The organism is Acinetobacter portensis, assembly GCF_010646905.1.
Classification (GTDB): Bacteria; Pseudomonadota; Gammaproteobacteria; order Pseudomonadales; family Moraxellaceae; genus Acinetobacter; species Acinetobacter portensis.
This window is the reverse complement of record NZ_JAAARQ010000002.1, coordinates 920,643-939,561: the sequence shown is the minus strand read 5'-3', so window position 1 is coordinate 939,561 and position 18,919 is coordinate 920,643. Positions and strand designations below refer to the sequence as shown.

Annotated in this window: 17 protein-coding genes; 10 read left to right on the top strand and 7 right to left on the bottom strand. The window is 35.2% G+C overall.

Annotation, left to right across the window (positions count from 1 at the left end; genetic code table 11):
* Window positions 1–29: 29 nt before the first annotated feature.
* A complete protein-coding gene (locus GTK57_RS04500; protein WP_163121549.1) occupies window positions 30–1,997 on the bottom strand; it encodes an acyltransferase family protein in 1,968 nt (655 codons plus the stop codon).
* A 78-nt stretch (window positions 1,998–2,075) separates the two neighbouring features.
* On the opposite strand from GTK57_RS04500, the gene GTK57_RS04495 reads away from it, so the two are divergent.
* Window positions 2,076–3,695, top strand: a complete 1,620-nt coding sequence (locus tag GTK57_RS04495; RefSeq protein ID WP_163121547.1) for a PglL family O-oligosaccharyltransferase — start codon at window positions 2,076–2,078, stop codon at window positions 3,693–3,695.
* A gap of 61 nt (window positions 3,696–3,756) precedes the next feature.
* Here GTK57_RS04495 and bfr read toward each other — a convergent pair whose 3' ends face one another.
* The 6 genes from bfr to gmk form a co-directional block, all read right to left on the bottom strand.
* Entirely contained in the window at window positions 3,757–4,221 is a 465-nt protein-coding gene (bfr, locus tag GTK57_RS04490; RefSeq protein ID WP_152874046.1) for a heteropolymeric bacterioferritin subunit Bfr, read from the bottom strand.
* A 257-nt stretch (window positions 4,222–4,478) separates the two neighbouring features.
* Window positions 4,479–4,673 (bottom strand): bacterioferritin-associated ferredoxin, encoded by a 195-nt coding sequence (locus GTK57_RS04485; RefSeq protein ID WP_152874047.1) that lies wholly within the window; start codon window positions 4,671–4,673, stop codon window positions 4,479–4,481.
* 154 nt (window positions 4,674–4,827) lie between these two features.
* Complete coding sequence (locus GTK57_RS04480) at window positions 4,828–5,211, bottom strand: RidA family protein (protein ID WP_152874048.1); 384 nt, start codon at window positions 5,209–5,211, stop codon at window positions 4,828–4,830.
* A 75-nt stretch (window positions 5,212–5,286) separates the two neighbouring features.
* Complete coding sequence (locus GTK57_RS04475) at window positions 5,287–7,392, bottom strand: RelA/SpoT family protein (RefSeq protein ID WP_152874049.1); 2,106 nt, start codon at window positions 7,390–7,392, stop codon at window positions 5,287–5,289.
* Between the two features lie 221 nt (window positions 7,393–7,613).
* Window positions 7,614–7,895, bottom strand: a complete 282-nt coding sequence (gene rpoZ / locus GTK57_RS04470; RefSeq protein WP_058870403.1) for a DNA-directed RNA polymerase subunit omega — start codon at window positions 7,893–7,895, stop codon at window positions 7,614–7,616.
* Window positions 7,896–7,972: 77 nt separating this feature from the next.
* Window positions 7,973–8,596, bottom strand: a complete 624-nt coding sequence (gmk, locus tag GTK57_RS04465) for a guanylate kinase (RefSeq protein ID WP_152874050.1) — start codon at window positions 8,594–8,596, stop codon at window positions 7,973–7,975.
* Between the two features lie 133 nt (window positions 8,597–8,729).
* Between gmk and ispH the strand changes: the two genes are divergently transcribed.
* From ispH to GTK57_RS04420, 9 genes are all read left to right on the top strand, one after another.
* Window positions 8,730–9,680 (top strand): 4-hydroxy-3-methylbut-2-enyl diphosphate reductase, encoded by a 951-nt coding sequence (ispH, locus tag GTK57_RS04460; RefSeq protein WP_163121545.1) that lies wholly within the window; start codon window positions 8,730–8,732, stop codon window positions 9,678–9,680.
* 357 nt (window positions 9,681–10,037) lie between these two features.
* Window positions 10,038–10,553: a type IV pilus modification protein PilV gene (pilV, locus tag GTK57_RS04455; RefSeq protein ID WP_163124605.1), complete on the top strand. Its 516-nt coding sequence runs from the start codon at window positions 10,038–10,040 to the stop codon at window positions 10,551–10,553.
* Window positions 10,553–11,548 carry a PilW family protein gene (locus GTK57_RS04450; RefSeq protein WP_152874053.1) on the top strand — a complete coding sequence of 332 codons (996 nt, stop codon included), beginning with the start codon at window positions 10,553–10,555 and terminating at the stop codon, window positions 11,546–11,548. The genes pilV (GTK57_RS04455) and GTK57_RS04450 overlap by 1 nt, the downstream gene beginning before the upstream one ends.
* On the top strand, window positions 11,548–12,291 hold the full coding sequence (locus GTK57_RS04445; RefSeq protein WP_152874054.1) for a PilX N-terminal domain-containing pilus assembly protein: 744 nt from the start codon (window positions 11,548–11,550) through the stop codon (window positions 12,289–12,291). The genes GTK57_RS04450 and GTK57_RS04445 overlap by 1 nt, the downstream gene beginning before the upstream one ends.
* Before the next feature lie 25 nt (window positions 12,292–12,316).
* Entirely contained in the window at window positions 12,317–16,075 is a 3,759-nt protein-coding gene (locus tag GTK57_RS04440) for a PilC/PilY family type IV pilus protein (RefSeq protein ID WP_163121543.1), read from the top strand.
* Window positions 16,076–16,087: 12 nt separating this feature from the next.
* On the top strand, window positions 16,088–16,579 hold the full coding sequence (locus GTK57_RS04435; RefSeq protein WP_163121541.1) for a type IV pilin protein: 492 nt from the start codon (window positions 16,088–16,090) through the stop codon (window positions 16,577–16,579).
* A gap of 406 nt (window positions 16,580–16,985) precedes the next feature.
* Entirely contained in the window at window positions 16,986–17,441 is a 456-nt protein-coding gene (locus GTK57_RS04430) for a pilus assembly FimT family protein (protein WP_163121539.1), read from the top strand.
* A gap of 2 nt (window positions 17,442–17,443) precedes the next feature.
* Window positions 17,444–17,947 carry a type IV pilus modification protein PilV gene (gene pilV / locus GTK57_RS04425; protein WP_163121537.1) on the top strand — a complete coding sequence of 168 codons (504 nt, stop codon included), beginning with the start codon at window positions 17,444–17,446 and terminating at the stop codon, window positions 17,945–17,947.
* Complete coding sequence (locus GTK57_RS04420) at window positions 17,948–18,919, top strand: PilW family protein (protein ID WP_152872870.1); 972 nt, start codon at window positions 17,948–17,950, stop codon at window positions 18,917–18,919.

Here is an 18,919-nt window from a genome sequence, read left to right as displayed (position 1 = left end):
GATATTTAATAATCATATTTCAGATTGAGCTATTTAAGAGGATTTTTATTTATCTTTAAATATTCAATACCAATTTTTGTTGAGCCTTCATAAGATAAATGTTGATTATCACGATAAATAGGAGTTTTGTTAATATATGAGTAACATTTTTTTGAATTACAAATAATGTTATTTAAATCAATAATGATTAATTTACTGTATCTTTTCTTCAGGTTAGATAATTCGGATTCCCAATCTTTAAAATGTTGAATATGCACTTGTTTGTCAAAAGAACAATCTTCCTCTGGATTTATATTCCTTAAGTTGCAATTGGTATCTACGTTTGAAAGAAGAGGGGTATCATTAATAATGATAGGTGTAGCACCAGTATTAATAATACTTTGTATACTATTTTCAAATCCAATTTTAAAGTTTTCGAGTGACTTTTTTGGCTGTATATCATTCGACTTATGTGTTGTGTAAATATTACGTAGCCAGTTTTCTGGAAAATATCCGCTTATAACGACAAATTTGAATTGATTTTTTTCAATTAATTCTTTTTTAAAGGTATTTAAATAATTAAAGCTTTCTATGAACTCATATTTTTGAGTTGCATGATTAAAAGAGTAACGATCAGTATTTAGTAAAAATGCAGTTGATGAATGAGTAACTTCATATCCTTTCATATTTGCATCTTTTGCAAGAATATCTACAAATCCTGAAAGTGAATTTGCATGACTGTCACCTACCAATAATATATCTATATTTTCGTTATTTAAACGACCAAACATACATTCCTCTAAGGGGTGTTGTAATTGGTCAACACATTTAATTGTATTAATTGTGGAATTTGGTATTTCTTGGCCAATATCCTCTTCTGGCTTGTTAAGCAAAAATAATGAAATTGCTAGCGTTATGCTTAGTGGTAAAATAAATAATTTTTTGATGTTATCATTTGATTTAAATGAAATTAATTTTACTTTTTTCTCAATAAACTCATGAGTGATAGCGGATAGTGCAATCGTAAATGTAATTATTCCTAAACCGACTATCGGTACTAGTTTAATTGAATACAGACTTAAATAAACAATAATTGGCCAATGCCATAAATACATAGGATAAGAAATCCTCCCTAAGTAATAAAATGGAGTAGCAATTTTTAACTTTTGAATATTTTGTGAGAAATATATAAAAATAGCAGCGGATATACAGGGTAGTAATGCATTATAAGTTGGGAATTTTGTCTGTTTATCTATCACAAAACTAGCAGTCAGAATTGAGAAAATAGAAAATAATACTGCGAAATAAGAGTATTTTTTATTTACTTTATAATAAGGTATCAGTGCAACGATAGCACCAATACAGAATTCAAAAATTCTAGATGGCAATAAATAATAAGCTAAAATTGGATGGTTTTTGGTTAAATATTCTGAAAAAAGTAGGGAGCTCACAATAAAAATAGAAAAGTATAAAAAATAATTTCTTGTTTTAGATTTAAAAATGAAAATAAGTACAAATGGCCAAATTAAATAAAACTGCTCTTCTAAACTTAATGACCAAATATGAAGTAGAGGTGTTGAATAGGCATTTATACTAAAATAATCATTTAGTTGTGTTGCAAAGTAAATATTAGAATTTAGAGTGGTACTTGAAATTACAGATTTTAGAAATTGAGACCATTCATCTTGAGTAAATATCAGGCTAAAAACCAATAAACTTGACCATATAAGTGTAAAAAAAGCGGGAGCAAGTCTTATAATGCGTTTTTCGTAAAAATTTTTTACTGAAAAAGATGATGTTTCATTCTGTTCTTTGATGATATTTTTTGTTATGAGGTATCCTGAGATAACTAGAAAAATATCTACTCCTATAAAGCCACCTTGAAATAAATTGATATTTAAGTGATTGAATATCACTAAAAAAACAGATAACGCTCTCAAAATATCAATTTGATGATTGTATGAATGTGGCATGAAGTTTTTAAGTGTATAAGTAATGTAAATATTATACAGACTCACGAATTATTTCTTTTCATTATTTATGCATTTGCGAATAAAAATGCATACTATAAGCAAAATTTTAGTATTCCTTTAAGTATGAACTTTCTTTTAGTCTTACTCGCAAGTGTATTTATATCACTCGCATGGCTTTTGCCCATACATTACCACCCTTGGGTGACTTATACTGGCGAGCTTTATGCATTTTTTGCACTCATTACGTTAGCGCTTTTACTTATTAAAGAGAAAGTTCATATTCCTAAGCTGAGCTTGGGTTTAGTCGTATTGGCTATTGTTCCATTTGGGCAATTTTACTTTGGGAAAGTATTTTTCTTTAGTAATGCATTAATGAGCTCGATTTATATACTCGGTCTTTGGTTCGCAATTATTTTTGGCTATAACCTCTGTATTGGTAAATTTAACCGTGAAAAGACATTTACAACACTTTGCTATGTCTTCCTACTTTCGGGTGTTTTAACCGCACTCATCGCCATTTGCCAATGGCTTAACTTAGATGATGTGATTCCAGGTATTAGTCGCCAAATTAATGCACGTCCATATGCAAACTTCGCACAGCCAAATAATATGGCAACATTCTTGCTCATGGCTTTGCTTGCTTGTTTATATTTATATGAAAAACAAAAAGTAAAAACATCATTATTGGTGAGCTGTACTTTTGTCATGCTTATTAGCCTTGCACTCAGCCAATCTAGAACATCATGGGTCGCTTGTGCATGTATTTTGGTATATTTAGGTTATCAACAATATAAAGCTCAAATTACCATTAAGTGGTATGCCTTAACAGCTTGGCTTGTGGTATTTATTGGATTAATTTTCCTATTTCCTACTTTGGGTGTGTATTTAAGTCAATTCTCAGATGATCAGATTAAATCTGTTGATATTGCACGACGTGCAACAGGAGATATGTCTCGTTTAGCAATTTGGCAACAAATGCTACATGCTGTGGAATATCGACCTTGGTTTGGCTATGGTTGGTTCCAATCAAGTACGGCTTATACAACCATTAGTGAATACTTCCAAGGGCCTGTGTGGGTTCGTAGTGCGCATAATTTCGTATTAGATTTTATACTTTGGAATGGCGTGATTATTGGTGTTCCATTTTTAGTATATTTTGCTTTTTGGGGTGTGCAACTTCAAAAGTATGTAAAATCTAAAGAATCTATTATTGGTATTTTGATGGTTGGGGTATTCATTGTTCATGCAATGCTTGAATTCCCTCAAAACTATGCTTACTTCTTACTTCCTGTTGGTTTTATTTTAGGAACGATTCAAGCACAAAACGTATTGAAAACAGATATCGTATTTCCATCTATTTTTATGCGACTGGGCTTTGCAATTGGTCTTCTTTTATTGGCTTTAATTTATCGAGATTATGATGTTGCTTCATCTCGATTAAGTCAGGCAATGAAATTTGAAAAATCACCTGAAAAAATCACCAATCATCAGCCTGTCTATTTGCTCACAGAATTTAAACATAGAATTGACTGGGTGAAGATGGATCCGTATACAAAAGTATCTGATCAACAAATTCAGGATATTTCACATATTGTTTTACTCTATCCAACGAGCTATAACATGGTGAAATTTGCAAGATTACTTGCATTTAATGGTTATGAAGCAGATGCTCGTCATCAACTTAAAATGATTAAAATTATTCGTAAGGCGGATATTCTTTATGAAGATATATTAAAGCCTTAAATGTCTAAAATAAAAAAGCCAGCATATCGCTGGCTTTTTTATTACTCGATTAAAATCGTATTTAGATTTGGCTTTGAATATAATTTTCAGTTCCAACACTTTCAACCAAGTCTAACTGCGTCGTTGTCCAATCTAAATAGTCTTCTTCTTTTTCAAGAATTTCCTGAACAATATCACGCGTTACATAGTCAAGCTCTTGCTCAGCCAAAACTACCGCTTTTTGAAGTGCTTCGATGTTCTCTTTAACTTTACGAACATCGCAATTTAAAACTTCAACCGTATGTTGACCAATATAAAGCTTACCTAAATGTTGTAAATTAGGTAAACCTTCTAAGAATAAAACACGTTCAATAATTTTATCTGCATGTTTCATTTGGCGAATAGATTCTTTGTATTCAGCAGAGCCTAATTTTTCAATGCCCCAATCATTAAACATGCGTGAATGTAAAAAATATTGGTTAATTGCAGTTAAATGATGATAAAGCACCTGATTTAGCTGGTTAATCACATCACGATTGCCTTTCATTAAACTACTCCATCCATTATTCAAAGCTTGTTGATCAAGCGGCATTCTAATTATATTAACCAACAGAACACACAATGGCGAGAGATTTATAGAACAGCAAATGAAAATCGCAATCAAAATCAAAAGGGGTGATTATTGTGATGAATGGTTATGGTAAAAGGAGAGGCAATAAAAACCCGCTGGAGTCAGAAGCGGGGGAGGAGGAATGATCTTCTGATCATTAATTTTATAATTATGCTTATTCTTTAATATGGGGTTTATGCAGCAATTGCTAAGCGAGAGGCAATCATTGAAATTTCATCGCTGATAATTGCGCGCGCTTCAGGTGCACAGCGCCCGCAGCAAGTACCAAGGTCAAGTAGCTCACGTACTTCTCTATAGCTTTCTGCGCCATTTGAAATAGCATCTTTAATGTCTTGATCTGTAATACCACGGCACAAACACACGTACATTGATACAACCATGAAAGAATAAATAAGATAAGTGATATTATTGATAATTATTATCGTTTGTCAATAAAAATCATTTGAATTGCCTTTTATTGTTATTGAGTTTTTGAATAAAAAAACGCCACCTTATAGGTGGCATTTATGGTGAGTAATTAAGTTATTGATTAATAACTACAATACCATCCATTTCAACTAAAGCATTTTTAGGCAGACTTGCCACACCTAATGCCGCACGAGCAGGATATGGTTGAGCAAAGTATTCGCCCATAATCTGGTTCACAAGTTGGAAGTGAGATAAATCTGTTAAGAAGATATTTAATTTGGCGATATCAGCCAAAGAGCCACCAGCAGCTTCACATACTGCTTTTACGTTATCGAAAACACGACGAATTTGCGCTTCAATGCCTTCCACAAGTTCCATGCTATAAGGGTCTAAGCCAATTTGACCAGAAAGATACAGTGTATCACCTACTAAAATAGCTTGAGAATAAGTACCGATAGCAGCAGGTGCATTTTCAGTATGAATCACTTGGCGGGACATCTATTTCTCCTTTTATCGTTTCAATTCATCATAAGCTATAGAGCAGCTTCATAGAAGCCTTTCTTTATTGAATTTCTAGCTTGCTATTGATGCTTCGGTCATATTGATAGGTAAAGATAAACGTGTGATACGAGGGAAACCAAAGTGCATACGTAAATCACGAATGATTTTTGCAATTTGATTTCGATCACTAACGACTACATTGGCATAAGTCTTAGATTCGTAAGCACGAACCATTTCTACGCCAACTTTGGCTTTACGGCATTGATAGATAAGCTCTGAAATTTGCTCATCATTCATATTCATATCAATAGATAAATAGGCGTTGAAACTCACATCATCTACATCTTCAGATGTCCAATGTAGTGGCATGATATTTTCAGGATGTAGATGTTGTTCATGCAATAAATTATGACAACGAATACGGTGCACAATTAAACCACGACGAGATAAATTACCTTGGATCGGATCGCCTAATACAGGATTACAGCAATGGGCGTATTTAACATCGACACCTTCTGTACCTTGAATTAAACGGGTAGATGCGTGTTCATCATGCGCTTGATCTTGAGCGAATAAATGATTTGCCACTAACTGAGGTAATAAATCGCCTACTGCAATTTGTTCATATAAATGATCTTTAGAATCGATATGACGCCAAGAAAGTAAATCTTGCCAATCATTTTCTGTTAAATCTTGAATTGAACGATTAAATAATTTTAAAGCACGATTTAAAGCTTGCTGACCGACTAAACGCTGTTCATCAATATCTTGTTCACGCAAAATATTTTGTAGTGCACGACGCGCTTTTTGCGTATTAATAAAGCTCAACCAATCTGGATTTGGTGTTGCTAATACATCGGTAATAATTTCGATAACTTGACCATTCAGCAATGGTGTAGATAAAGGCTTTGTTTCACCATTAATCTTTGAGCCAACTGCGTGGTTACCTAAAAATAGACTTGCTGAATAAGCAAAATCTACAGCAGTTGCACCTTGCGGAAGCTCATGTAATTGACCTTGCGGGGTATATACCCAAATCTTTTCTTGGTGCAAATAATCTAAGAAGTCATTAAAGGTTGTTTTTGCACAGCTACCATCTACCAGAACATTCAAGTTTTGCATAGAAGCTTGAATCGCAGAGCGACAAGCCTGAGGTGCATTTTCACCTAATACAACGCCAAAACGAGCTGCCTTACGCATCAACTCTGTTTGAACGGTAAGTGAGAGTGTCGTTTTTTCGCCTTTTAAGCGCATCATTAAAGATTGATTGCCACCCGGAAGTGGACGACGAATATGATCTGCAAAATGAAGAACTTTAAAGTTTTCTCTTAGAATATCTGCAAGGCGGTCACAGTCGGCAATACTTGTTAAAATAATTTCAAAGGCATGGCTGTGTGTGAGTTCTTGAAGATTGATGTCATTTTTGACGAAGTGTCGAAGAAGTTCGATATTATTATTTTTCTTTTTAATGCGACCCTCAATGCCATGATTTGTTAGAAGGTCGTTTAGATTTTTTTCCCAAATAGACTGGTATTCACAGCGTTTAGGCTTTGTTTGGCGAAGCGCTTCTTGAATGTTATCAAACATATCTAAGTCTAGATTTTGATAACACAGATGTTCTAAATTATCTGCCATTTCATTCATACCAACAATACGTGCCATTGGTACAAAAATATCGATGGTTTCTTGAGCAATACGTGCGCGTTTATCTGGTCGTAATGCACCAAGCGTGGTCATATTGTGATAGCGGTCGGCAAGCTTAATAATAATAACGCGAGGGTCTTGCAGTGTGGCTTGTAAAATTTTTCGGAAGGAAGCGGCTTTATTATATTCTTTATCGCTTGAGTGGCTAAGTTTGGTGACACCATCTACAAGCTCAGCAACTGTTTTTCCAAATTTTTCTGTAATGTCTTCTTTTGAAAAATCGGTATCTTCAATCACATCGTGTAAAAGTGCTGCCATAAGGGTTTCGGCATCTAAACGCATATGCGCAAGGATACAACTTACCGAAATAGGGTGAAGAATATAGGGTTCACCACTTTTACGGGTAATACCATCATGGGCAATGTCTGCATAATCACAAGCCGTAAGCACTCTATCGACATCGCTTTCACTTAAATAAGCATCGATAATTGATTTGAGTTGCTGTTTGGCTTGGCTGACCTCTGCACCTGGCATAAACCACCTTTAAATTTTAAGTTACAACATAATGGGAGATTGAAACTACTAATGAAAAGCATATTGAGAAGTATGTCAATTTATTTTTTCATTTGGGGAGAAAATAGTGTCAATTTAAAAAAAATCTTTATCCCGTATTTATAACTGTTATTTCTGAAAGATTAAAGTTCTAAGATAAAAAAAGCCTAGTTTTAAACTAGGCTTTTTTTGATAATTAATTCTTATTGAAAAGAAAAACCATCTAAATTCAAATTGTTTGCAGAAAGTGCAAGGTCAAGACTAGATGTTTGGTAGTCTTGATCACGTTGTTTCAAGATATCTTTAGAAACATGACCGATTGCAATTTCACGTAGAGCAACAACAGTTGGCTTGTCATTGTCCCACTCAACAGTAGGTTCAATGCCTTGACGTGCCAATTGACGCGCGCGTTTGCTTGCCACTAGTACAAGCTCAAAGCGGTTGTCTACATGGTCTAAACAATCTTCAACGGTTACGCGTGCCATAAGGTTTCTCGTTTGAAATAATAAATTTTAACAGACTGAACAGTATAAGGTGCTTTGCCTTTAGACTCAAGTTTTAATCACTTAGATGTTGGAGTAATTAACTTCATAATGAGTTCTTGATGTCTATTTGCTTGCTGAGAAAGCGTAAGGCGATTGGCAATAATGACAGCTTCTAAATCATGTAATGCTTTATTAAAGTCATCATTAATAATGACATAGTCGAAGTTTGTATATTGCTGCATATCTTCAACAGCACAACTTAAACGATGTTCAATGACTTCAACAGAGTCTGTACCACGGTTAGATAAACGTTGACGTAAATCGAACTGGCTTGGCGGTAAAATGAAAATTTGTTTAGATTCAGGAAAAAGTTTACGAACTTGCTCAGCACCTTGCCAGTCAATTTCAAGTAAAACGTCATGACCTTTTGCAAGTTGTTCTTTTACTGTTGCTTGTGCTGTGCCGTAGTAATTACCAAAAACTTCTGCATATTCTACAAAACCACCTTGTTCAACAAGCGCAAGGAAAGATTCTTTTTCTGCAAAATGATAATGTACGCCATCTAATTCGCCAGGGCGTTGACCACGTGTCGTATGGGAGACAGAAACGTGTAAGTTGTTAACACGCTCAAGTAGGGCTTTAACTAAAGATGTTTTGCCTGTTCCTGAAGCAGCAGAAACGACAAACAAGAGACCCGACATGATATTTTTCCTGATATGATAAAATATCTTCTCTATTTTAGAGCAGAGTATGCTTAAACAAAATAGCTAAGCGTCGTTTTGTTTGCATTATTTTTGAATTCTTCTGCAAATTTGATTGAACATCGAGGGTTCTATGGAAATTGTATTGGCCAATCCACGTGGTTTTTGTGCAGGTGTAGACCGTGCAATTGCGATTGTAAATCGCGCTCTTGAGTGTTTTAACCCACCCATTTATGTGCGTCATGAAGTGGTACATAATAAATTTGTGGTCGATGATTTACGTCAGCGTGGTGCTATTTTTGTCGATGAACTTGATGAAGTTCCCGATGATAATATTGTTATTTTTAGTGCACATGGTGTTTCTAAAGCGGTTCAACAAGAAGCGGCACGTCGTGGTTTAAAAGTATTTGATGCTACATGCCCTTTAGTAACTAAAGTTCATATTGAAGTCACAAAATATGCACGTGAGGGTACAGAAGCCATTTTGATTGGTCATGAGGGTCATCCCGAAGTTGAAGGGACAATGGGGCAATATGACAAGAAAAATGGTGGTGATATTTATTTGGTTGAAGATGAAGATGATGTTGCAAAATTAGCAGTGAATCATCCCAATAAAGTTGCCTTTGTAACACAAACAACACTATCTATAGATGATACTGCGAAAGTGATTGATGCTTTACGTCAAAAATTTCCAGAAATTCAGGGTCCTCGAAAAGACGATATTTGTTATGCAACACAAAACCGTCAAGATGCGGTACGTGATTTAGCAACGCAATGTGATGTTGTACTGGTTGTTGGTTCGCCAAATTCTTCAAATTCAAACCGTTTACGTGAACTTGCAGAGCGTATGGGTAAACATGCTTATTTAGTTGATAATGCAGATCAGCTTGAAAAATCATGGTTCACTGAAAATTCAAAAATCGGAGTGACAGCTGGCGCGTCTGCACCAGAGATTTTAATCAAACAAGTGATTCAACGCTTACAAGACTGGGGGGCTAAAGCGCCTGAAGAGCTTGCAGGTCGTGAAGAGAATATTACTTTTAGCTTGCCAAAAGAACTTCGTATTCAAGTAACACAAGCTTAATTATATTAATTTTTTTAATAGAATATTAAACAGATAAATAAAGTGATTTATTTATCTGTTTTTTTTATTTCAGATAAATGGGTTTGATTTTGTGGAGGAAAATATTTATTTTGGCGTAATAGTAAATAGAGCACTTGTTTGGGAATGTTTTAATGGTCGCTTAGCTTTAGTTTCATATTTTTGTTGGTTTCTATTAAACGGATAGAAATCTAAAAATTAATAAAAATACAGATCAAATTAGAAAGTAAGCTTTTAAAATTAAAATTCATTTTAGGTGCTTGTTGTACTTAAATCATTGTTTAAAAACTTTTATAAAAAATAAAAAAGTGCCTGCTACAACGTGGAAGGAACATGTTGATCATGGAATTTGAAAAAGGCGTTGGCATGATTGAAGTTTTGGTCGCATTACTTCTGCTTGCAATTGGTGTAATGGGTTTCACGGCTTTGCAATTAAAAGCTGTTGATGCCACAAATGAAGCTATGTCCAAAATTGAAGCCATGAATGTTGCAAGAGATGTCGCTGAACGTATTCGAGTGAATAAAAATGGGTTGGCAACGTATATTTCAGAACTAAATAAAACAACACAAGCAACGTTGAGTACAGCGGGCTTAAAAAAGTGTTTAGGAAGCAATGTTTGTTCAGTTACAGATATGGCGAAATATGATGCTGCTCAAATTGTCAGTCAGGCTCAAGATACAGCAATGCAAATTGCATTACCTAATTGTCAGGTGACGGGTTCAGTCAATCGCATGTGTATTTATGTTGCATGGGGTGGTACAAAGCCAATCAATCATGCCACAGATCCAGACGCATGTACTTTTGGTGGAGCATATTTGCCTGAAGCAAAGTGTATTGTCATGGAGTTGTATTAATGAAAAATAATATTGCTCAATATGGTTTTACAATTGTGGAATTAATGGTTGCCATTGTGCTGGGGTTAATTATTACAGCTGCCGCTGTTCAGTTATTTTTAACGGGACAAATTTCACTTAGTACTCAAAAAGGTATGGCGGATATACAGGAAAGTGGAAATTTTGGATTACGCTATATTACTAGTGATGTTCGTCGTGCAAATTACGATAATGTGGACTTAATCAATGACCGTTTATTGAATAGTGGTATTGTTTTAACGTCAAGAAATGCTCCATCTTATATTTCAACTTCAACATTTACTTCTACCAATATTCCAACGAATTTACCCAATACAATCACTAATGCCGTTCTGTTAAGTTCGAGTAAAAACCAACTCAGTAATGTTTTAAATTCAGTAAAAGTGGAATTGAAATCAGATCAATTGGTCATTCAATATTATGCGGATCAGGACGGAACTGATTGCGAGGGAAGTGGTTACACAGCAGGACGTTATATTGTACAGCGTTATTTTTTAAGGTTAGATAGCAATGTATCGAATGCAGAAGCAAATCAGGCACTAGCTTTGGCTTGTGAGGCAGGTTGGTATATCGATACAAGTACAAAAATTCTAAAAAACCCATCTACATCGACATTAGAGTTTGGAAAAACCGAAGGTGAAATTATCATTCGCCGTGTCGATTATCTGCACTTCTTGTTGGGTGTTTCTAATAATGAAAGCAACAATAATTTTAGATATATCTCTGTAGAAGATTATCTTGCAATTAATGATTATCCAAGACCTCGAATTTCTTCAATTCAAGTTGGAATGCTGATTCGTTCCAATGAAACAGCAAATGTTTCTGATGTTGTTTCAATCGATAAAGCCTACACGGTTTTAGATCAATCTATTTACTTAAAGCCACATTCCAATACAACGAAATATCTGCGTCGCGTGGTATCGCAAACCATTGCCTTAAGAAATGGAATCTCCTCAGAAGCAAAGGCGGTGATGTGATGAAAAAGCAAATAGGATCGACTTTAATTATTGTGCTGTTGTTGCTGATGGTGATTACTGTTGTGGGGACATTTGCGATACGACAAAGTATGGTGAGCTTAAATGTTGCGACAAATAGTCAGGCGCAGCAATTACTCATGCAATCTTCAGATGCTGTGTTGTACCGCATAGGAAATTCGAATTTTGCCAGTACCAGTGGGAATCCATCCTCTTTATTAGGATATGCATTGAAGAATTCGGGGCATGAAGTGGTCTTCTGTTTTAGAAGCCAACTCAAAGAAGATACGGCATTTTCGGTTGGTACAACTAGCTTGTTAATGTGGAATGATAGCAATACGGAAGTGGCATCGAGTGGTGTATCGGGTTTTTGTGATTTAACCAAACAAGCCGATTATGCAAGCAGTCGAAAAGCGCAAATTACACAAGTCACGATTATTGCAAACCCACCTTCTAATATCGCTTCTAAGCCTTTACAAAGTGTGAGTTTGGGCAGTGACCTATCTAGCTTGGGCAAGTTAGATGAAGATCAAAGCAAAAAAATACGGGTGTATGTGACATCAATTTTACCCAATTTAAGTACGGCTACATCAGCAAAAATAACAGCATGTTTAAAAAGACCAAGTGAAAAGCCATTGTTTGGTAGTGCAGAAACAATAGATGCCTGTTTAACCAAAGAAAATGTTCCATTTAATACGCAGATGCAGGACTTTATTTTAGATACATACGTGAGTATTGCGACATAGCATTACAGATTTTGGAAATATAATAATGAATAAAAATGTACCAAAAAATAAGATAAGAAAAATAGGCTCAAAAATCTTTGTTTGTGCGCTTTCAGCGAGTTTGATGGGTGTTTTTACAACAGCAATTACACATGCAAGTGATATTGAAATTTATAAGAATCCAACCGTGAAAGGCAAGACGATTGTTATGTTGGCATTGGATTACTCTTATCGTATGGGCTTAACAGACACAGGTAAGAATAAAACGCGCTTAGCCATTTTAAAACAGTCTTTAAAAGAAGCACTTGAAGGTGTTAAAGATGCAAAAGGTAATTATACGATAACCCCTTTGCCTGATACGACGATTGTTGGATTATCTACTTTGGGTACAGGTCCGAGGCATGGAAAAATTGTTGTTGCTGCTAGAGCTTTAAATGATTGGGTTGGATTAGAAAGACAGCGGCAAGTTTTAATTCGTGAAATTAACGCGATTAAGTCTGAATCAAGTACAGCAACGAGTCTTTTGTATGCAGAAACTGTGGGGTATTTGTTAGGAAACTCTATGACATATCCAGTTGATATTTCAAGTGTCAATAATGGAGTTGAGTCGGGTGTTCATACTAAATTTGACTATATTACAGATTTAGCAATTAAGTCGCCTTTGTTGGGAATGGGAAAATATAAATCACCTATGTCTCAATTATCTCAAGAGGAACAACAATGTTCTGCACAAGGCATATTCATTTTTACGGATGGTGTGCCAACAACAATTACCAAAGAAATTGCAGAGCCGCTATATAAGAATGCCGTAAATGACCCAAGTTTCAGTTGTAATGCGACTGAAACACCTGCTGTTTATTACTCTTTAAAAAATGTAGATGCTTATTATCGCGGTACAGGTACAGATCCTGCTGAAATCAAAGAAATGGGGTATGCAACATCGAGCAAGCTTATAGATAAAATAGTCGTAGGAAATAGTGGTTTAAAACAAGATAAATATACCGATAGAAGTGCATGGCAATGTTTAGGTGCTATGGCTAAAAAAATTGCATTTGAAACTCAAACAAACAAAAGAATTTACACTGCAGTTGTGGGTTTCGACCCCGATTTTTCTGAAAATCTAGCAAATAACTGTAGTGAGGCTTCAGGTACAACTTATGCAGGTTTTACTAATTATCAATATTGTGGAAGTGCTGCTGTTACCGCAAGTTCTGGTTATTCCAACGGATTAAACATCCAAAATGCACTTAGTTTGGGTGAACTCGGTAAAGGATTAACAAGCAAATTACATTATCCAGATGCGGTAGGAACAAGTGCTGTAAATATTATTCCTGAACGTGGTGGGTATTTTGATGCAAGTAATGGTGAATCTCAGCCAATTGTGGATGCACTTTCAAAGTTTGTGAACAGTATGAATATTTCATTTGATACTACAAGTTTTGGTACTTATGTTGTGCCTACAGATAGCTTATCTTCAACAGCATCATCTTCTGTATATGCACCACAATTTCAGCCTCAAATGAGTGGATCAGGAAGTAGTGTTCAATCGACTCAACAATTGTGGTTAGGTAATTTAAAAAAATATAAATTAAATCATTTAGGCATTATGGTTGATGCAAGAAATGTAGCACTACTAGCGGAAAATGGTGCGGTAAAACCAAATACGAAAGATATTTGGAATTCCTCGAATGATGATGATGGTGCAAATGCAACATTGGGGGGAGTTTCATCGAAGTTGACTATTCCAAGTGGTGGTACGGTCACATTAGCAAATGTTTCAAATGTGTCGAAAATTAATACACGACCATTATTCACAGATGCGAAAGTTGAAAAAGCATCTACATTAAATATTACGGCAAACAAGCTATCTCAAGATAATAACTTAAAGCAAATCACCACTGAATTAGTATTAGATGTGAATGATGTCGATTGGTTAAAAGTAGGTTGGCAAAGGTCGATATATCAACCCTATCTATTGTCTGCGTTAGGATATCAACTCAATCAAGATATTTTAAAAGATGAATGGTTTACAACGAGATGGTCATGGGATTTGGCAAAAATTAAAACCCTAAGCACTATGCAACAAATGGGTGGTGTATTGCATTCAGACCCAATTTTAGTCACAACAGAAGCGCCTGTAGATCAAAATGGTCAGATTCTAGAAGAATTAAAAGACACTTCAAATATCGTGAAAGCATCACGTCAGGACTATATTATTTTTGGTACGATGCAAGGTTTATTGCATATGGTTGATAAAAATACAGGTCAAGAAGTATTCTCCTTTTTACCCTTTGAAATTATTGATGATCCTGCACGTAAAGATGCACTTTTAGATGTTAGTAATCTTCAAAAATCAACGAAGCATCCTTATTACGGTATAGATGGTGCTTGGACATCTTTTGTTGATTATGAATATATAGAAGAGCCATTAAATACTTTTTACGTATCGCAAAAGGGTACAAATCAACTGAGCTACATGCGTAAATTTAAGGCAAAAACTGCCAATATTTATGGTGGTATGCGTATGGGCGGGCAAAGTTATTATGCACTTGACGTGAAAAATCCTACCGAGCCTAAATTCCTATTTCAAATTGACCCTAAAAATGGAGTCGTAAAAAGTGCAACGACAGGGAAAACATCGCCAACTGCAAACCCTGCACTTCAAGCCATGGGGCAAAGCTGGTCTAAGCCTACGCTTGCAAAAGTAAGATTTAATAATGTACTTCGTGATGTGATGATTGTGGGTGGCGGTTATGACTATGATGTTTACGAAAATTTAATTGCACGCGATGCTGTGAAAAAAGACAAAGGCGCAGGCGTGTATATGTTTGATGCCAAAACAGGTGAGCTTTTGTGGAATGCAAGATATGGCACAAATAATACATCTTCAACAGAGGTGAAAAATATCAACTTAGAATATAGCGTTGTTAGTCAAATCAAAGCTTTTGACCGTAATGCAGATGGATTGGTCGACAATTTATATTTTGGCGATTTAGGTGGGCAAGTTTTCCGTATCGATTTAAATAATAATTATGGCGTAACAACAAATAGCTTCGGTCGAATTGTTCGAATGGCAGATTTTTCATCACAAAAACAACGCTTTTATGAAATGCCTGCTTTGTCTATTCATGATGAAAGTGACGCTAAATTTGGTGTAATTAGTATTGCATCTGGAAATAGAAGTTTCCCAACGAATATATCCAATACCTTTGATAATAGAGTATATGTGCTTTTTGATAAGGAGCTTGCATCACAAGCGTTATTCAATAATGGATTCGCTCCTGCTGTTGCAATGACAGAAAATGATCTAATAGACTGGGGTGTTATTTCTACAGCGAATGTTGGCGATTTACGAACAAAAACAAAAAGAGGTTGGTATTACATCTTGCGTTCAACAAAAGAGAGCGTAAATGAAACGATGAATACAGGAACCGTAAAGGCCTTTAATGGTTATGCTGTTGCTGCGTATAACGATATATATTCAGACTTATATGTTTCATTATTTAACACGAATCATTCATCTACTCAACAACCAAACTCATGTACAGGTGGTATTACAGGGACAAGTGTTGTCGCAAAACTCTGTTTGCCTTATGGCATTTGTGGCGATACTGCAAATAGCACCAATGTTACAGATAAGAAAAAAGTTGCATTTGTATCTAAGCTAATAGATGGCTTTACCAAAGTGAATACAGGCGGTTTTAATGATGGAACGCGTAATTTAGTGACTATTGTTCCGAGTGCGGGACAAAATTATCAAATGACGAAAGTATTTAAAAGTCGGAATTGGCGAGAAGTTCAATAGAGGGTAGATCTTATGCGTTTAATCAAAGGTTTTACTTTATTGGAATTGATGGTTGTTTTGGCAATTGTTGCGATATTTACAGCAATTGCTTTGCCTTTATATGACGCTGAAACAAGGAAATTAGATGCCTCTGCTGTACAACAAGAAATGCTTAAACTTGCAGATCAGCTAGAAAGATATAAAAGTCGAAATTTTTCTTATCATGGTTTTGATCCTAAATATTTGTATGATGAAACCACAGCGATGAATACGATTAATTTTCCTAGAAAAGGTGTGAAAAAATACACCATCACACTCTATGACACGAGTGAGGCAACAGTCAGAAAACTCTTAAATACTGAAAGTGGTCTAGGACAAAAATGGGCAATTATCGCTTTAAGTGAAAGTGAGAAAAATGATAGTTTTTTGTTCACGAGTACAGGAGTTCGCTGTAAAAATAAAACTAAGACCAATATTACTTATACGGGGTGTGGTGAAGCTAATACTGGTATGGAAATCTGGTGAATAGACCAAATATCTACTGAGGGAAGGGAAGAGTAAATAAGTTAAATTATTTACTCTTTTTTTTTGCATTAAAGTTTTTGTAACGCATTGGATACATTTTGGGGTTTTGATTATTTTTTTTGTTGAGTGGGTTAAATTATTAAATCTATTTCATTTTATCGTGATAAATAACCTTTTATCTTCTTTGATATTGTGTGAATTGTTTGTTGAATGTTACTTTATGTATCCAGTATCATTTAACTGAAACATTTAAAGTATTTAGGTCTTGATGTGTAAAAAGAGGCTTAGAATTATTATTTTGAATGAATTCATACGAATAAATTTTTTTAATTACATTTCATTTATCTAAGTATAAGAATTTATTTATCGTTATTTGGTTTTTTTGGGTGGCTGAGGGGAATCTGCTTTGAATAACATAAAAGGTTTTACCCTAATCGAGTTAATGATCACTATTGGTATCGTTGCCATTATTACAACCATGGCAGCACCAGCATTTTCAAATCTTGTTGCTAAACAAAAGTTAGATGCTTCTGCTCGATCATTGGTATTGGTATTTGGTGATGCGCGTGCAAAAGCAGCAACGTTAAGAAGAATGGTCACGGTAACACCAACTGCAGGTACGAATACCGAAATTTTATTTCATTGGGCATCTAAATATGAAGATATTCAGCTTATTAATGGAACTCAATCGGTATCGTTTAATGAAAATGGTTTAGCTCGAAGAGTAAATGTTGTTGCAAATATTGAAACAGAAATTCCATTAAATTTTCAACTTTGTAGTGCGCGTTTAAAGCAGTCTAAGACAGTAGCTTTATCTAGAACTGGTGTTGTTGAAGCAATTAGAGATTCGGGAGCTTGCTAGTCATGTATAGAAAAAATCAGACAGGCGTAGGTATGTTCGAGGTTCTAGTTGCATTATTTGTTTTAGCAATAGGTGTGCTTGGATTTTCTGCACTGCAATTACGAGCTGTAGATGCAACAATTGAAGCAAACGATAAGACATTAGCGATGAATGTGGCTCGAGATTTAGCAGAAAGAATTCGAATCAATCGATTGGCGTTAGATAATTACATAACTGCAATCAATACTCGGGCATCGAATACAACTTGTCTAATTAGTAACGCTACAGCAACCTCAAGACCTACCTGCACAGGAGCAACTTTGGCACAGTATGATGCTGGTGAAATTGTGCAAATTGCACAAAATCAGGGGCAGCAAATTGTAATGGGCAACTGTCAGGGAAGTACACGGACATGTATTTATGTCGCTTGGGGACATACAACTATTTCTGGTGATGATGTTACTAGTTGCATGGTTAATGGTAGTTATGTTGCAAATGCTAAATGCATTGTGATGGAGGCCTTTTAAATGCAAATTTTAAAGCATAAAGGTTTCACAATTGTTGAGCTTATGGTGTCGCTTGTATTGGGATTAATTATTTCAGCAGCGGCAATTCAGTTGTTCTACACGGGGCAAAAAAGCGCGATGATTCAACAAGGTGGATCAAACCTTTTGAATAGTGGTTATTTTGGTTTGGATTATATGATTAATGATCTAAGACTTGCTAACCTAGAGGCACAAGAGACTTTAATTGATAATCAAGTATTACACGGTGGTCTTGTTTTAGATAGGCGAAATATATCAACTACTACAGCATTTCAAATGACTGGTGCTAATGCTGGAAATAGTTATTTAACATCAGCAAACATTGGCCCAACGAATTTAAATATACCTAATGTAGGAAGTGATCAATTAGTTATTCAATATAAAAATACTGTTGCAAATCGATTCGATTGTGAAGGTAATGCAATTCCAGTGAATAGCTATGTAGTACAACGGTATTTTTTACGTCGAGATGCCAATGGAACAGTAAATGAACCCAATGCACCACTTGCTTTAGCATGTACTGCAGCAAACTATAATCAAGATAATTTAGCTTCACTTAATTTAAGTGGCGAAGGGCGTATTGTGATACCTCGGGTAGATCATTTTCACGTGCTTTTGGGAGTTGCTGATGATACTCAAAATACAAGTGTATCTCCTGCTGTAGCTGGTCAAGATGGGGTTCTTGATCGATTTTCATATATGACAATTGCTGGTTATCAACAATTAAACCCAACTGCCCCAGCAAGAAAGCCTCAAATTGTTGCGATTAAAATAGCTGTTTTGGTTAGGTCTCCAAATAGTGTTGGAAGTTCAGATTTATTTAATGCTACTAGAGCTTATCAATTATTTGATGTAAGTGGTCCTTTAACTGCACATGCAAATAATCACTTATATCTGCGCAATGTTTTATCGCAAACAGTTGCTCTTAGAAATGGCTTTGGTTTGGAGAATTAA

Coding starts and splice junctions, on each gene's coding strand:
- GTK57_RS04495 (WP_163121547.1), top strand. CDS start 2,076: ATGAACTTTCTTTTAGTCTTACTCGCAAGTGTATTTATATCACTCGCA.
- bfr (WP_152874046.1), bottom strand. CDS start 4,221: ATGAAAGGCAATCGTGATGTGATTAACCAGCTAAATCAGGTGCTTTAT.
- GTK57_RS04485 (WP_152874047.1), bottom strand. CDS start 4,673: ATGTACGTGTGTTTGTGCCGTGGTATTACAGATCAAGACATTAAAGAT.
- GTK57_RS04480 (WP_152874048.1), bottom strand. CDS start 5,211: ATGTCCCGCCAAGTGATTCATACTGAAAATGCACCTGCTGCTATCGGT.
- GTK57_RS04475 (WP_152874049.1), bottom strand. CDS start 7,392: ATGCCAGGTGCAGAGGTCAGCCAAGCCAAACAGCAACTCAAATCAATT.
- rpoZ (WP_058870403.1), bottom strand. CDS start 7,895: ATGGCACGCGTAACCGTTGAAGATTGTTTAGACCATGTAGACAACCGC.
- gmk (WP_152874050.1), bottom strand. CDS start 8,596: ATGTCGGGTCTCTTGTTTGTCGTTTCTGCTGCTTCAGGAACAGGCAAA.
- ispH (WP_163121545.1), top strand. CDS start 8,730: ATGGAAATTGTATTGGCCAATCCACGTGGTTTTTGTGCAGGTGTAGAC.
- GTK57_RS04450 (WP_152874053.1), top strand. CDS start 10,553: ATGAAAAATAATATTGCTCAATATGGTTTTACAATTGTGGAATTAATG.
- GTK57_RS04445 (WP_152874054.1), top strand. CDS start 11,548: ATGAAAAAGCAAATAGGATCGACTTTAATTATTGTGCTGTTGTTGCTG.
- GTK57_RS04440 (WP_163121543.1), top strand. CDS start 12,317: ATGAATAAAAATGTACCAAAAAATAAGATAAGAAAAATAGGCTCAAAA.
- GTK57_RS04435 (WP_163121541.1), top strand. CDS start 16,088: ATGCGTTTAATCAAAGGTTTTACTTTATTGGAATTGATGGTTGTTTTG.
- pilV (WP_163121537.1), top strand. CDS start 17,444: ATGTATAGAAAAAATCAGACAGGCGTAGGTATGTTCGAGGTTCTAGTT.
- GTK57_RS04420 (WP_152872870.1), top strand. CDS start 17,948: ATGCAAATTTTAAAGCATAAAGGTTTCACAATTGTTGAGCTTATGGTG.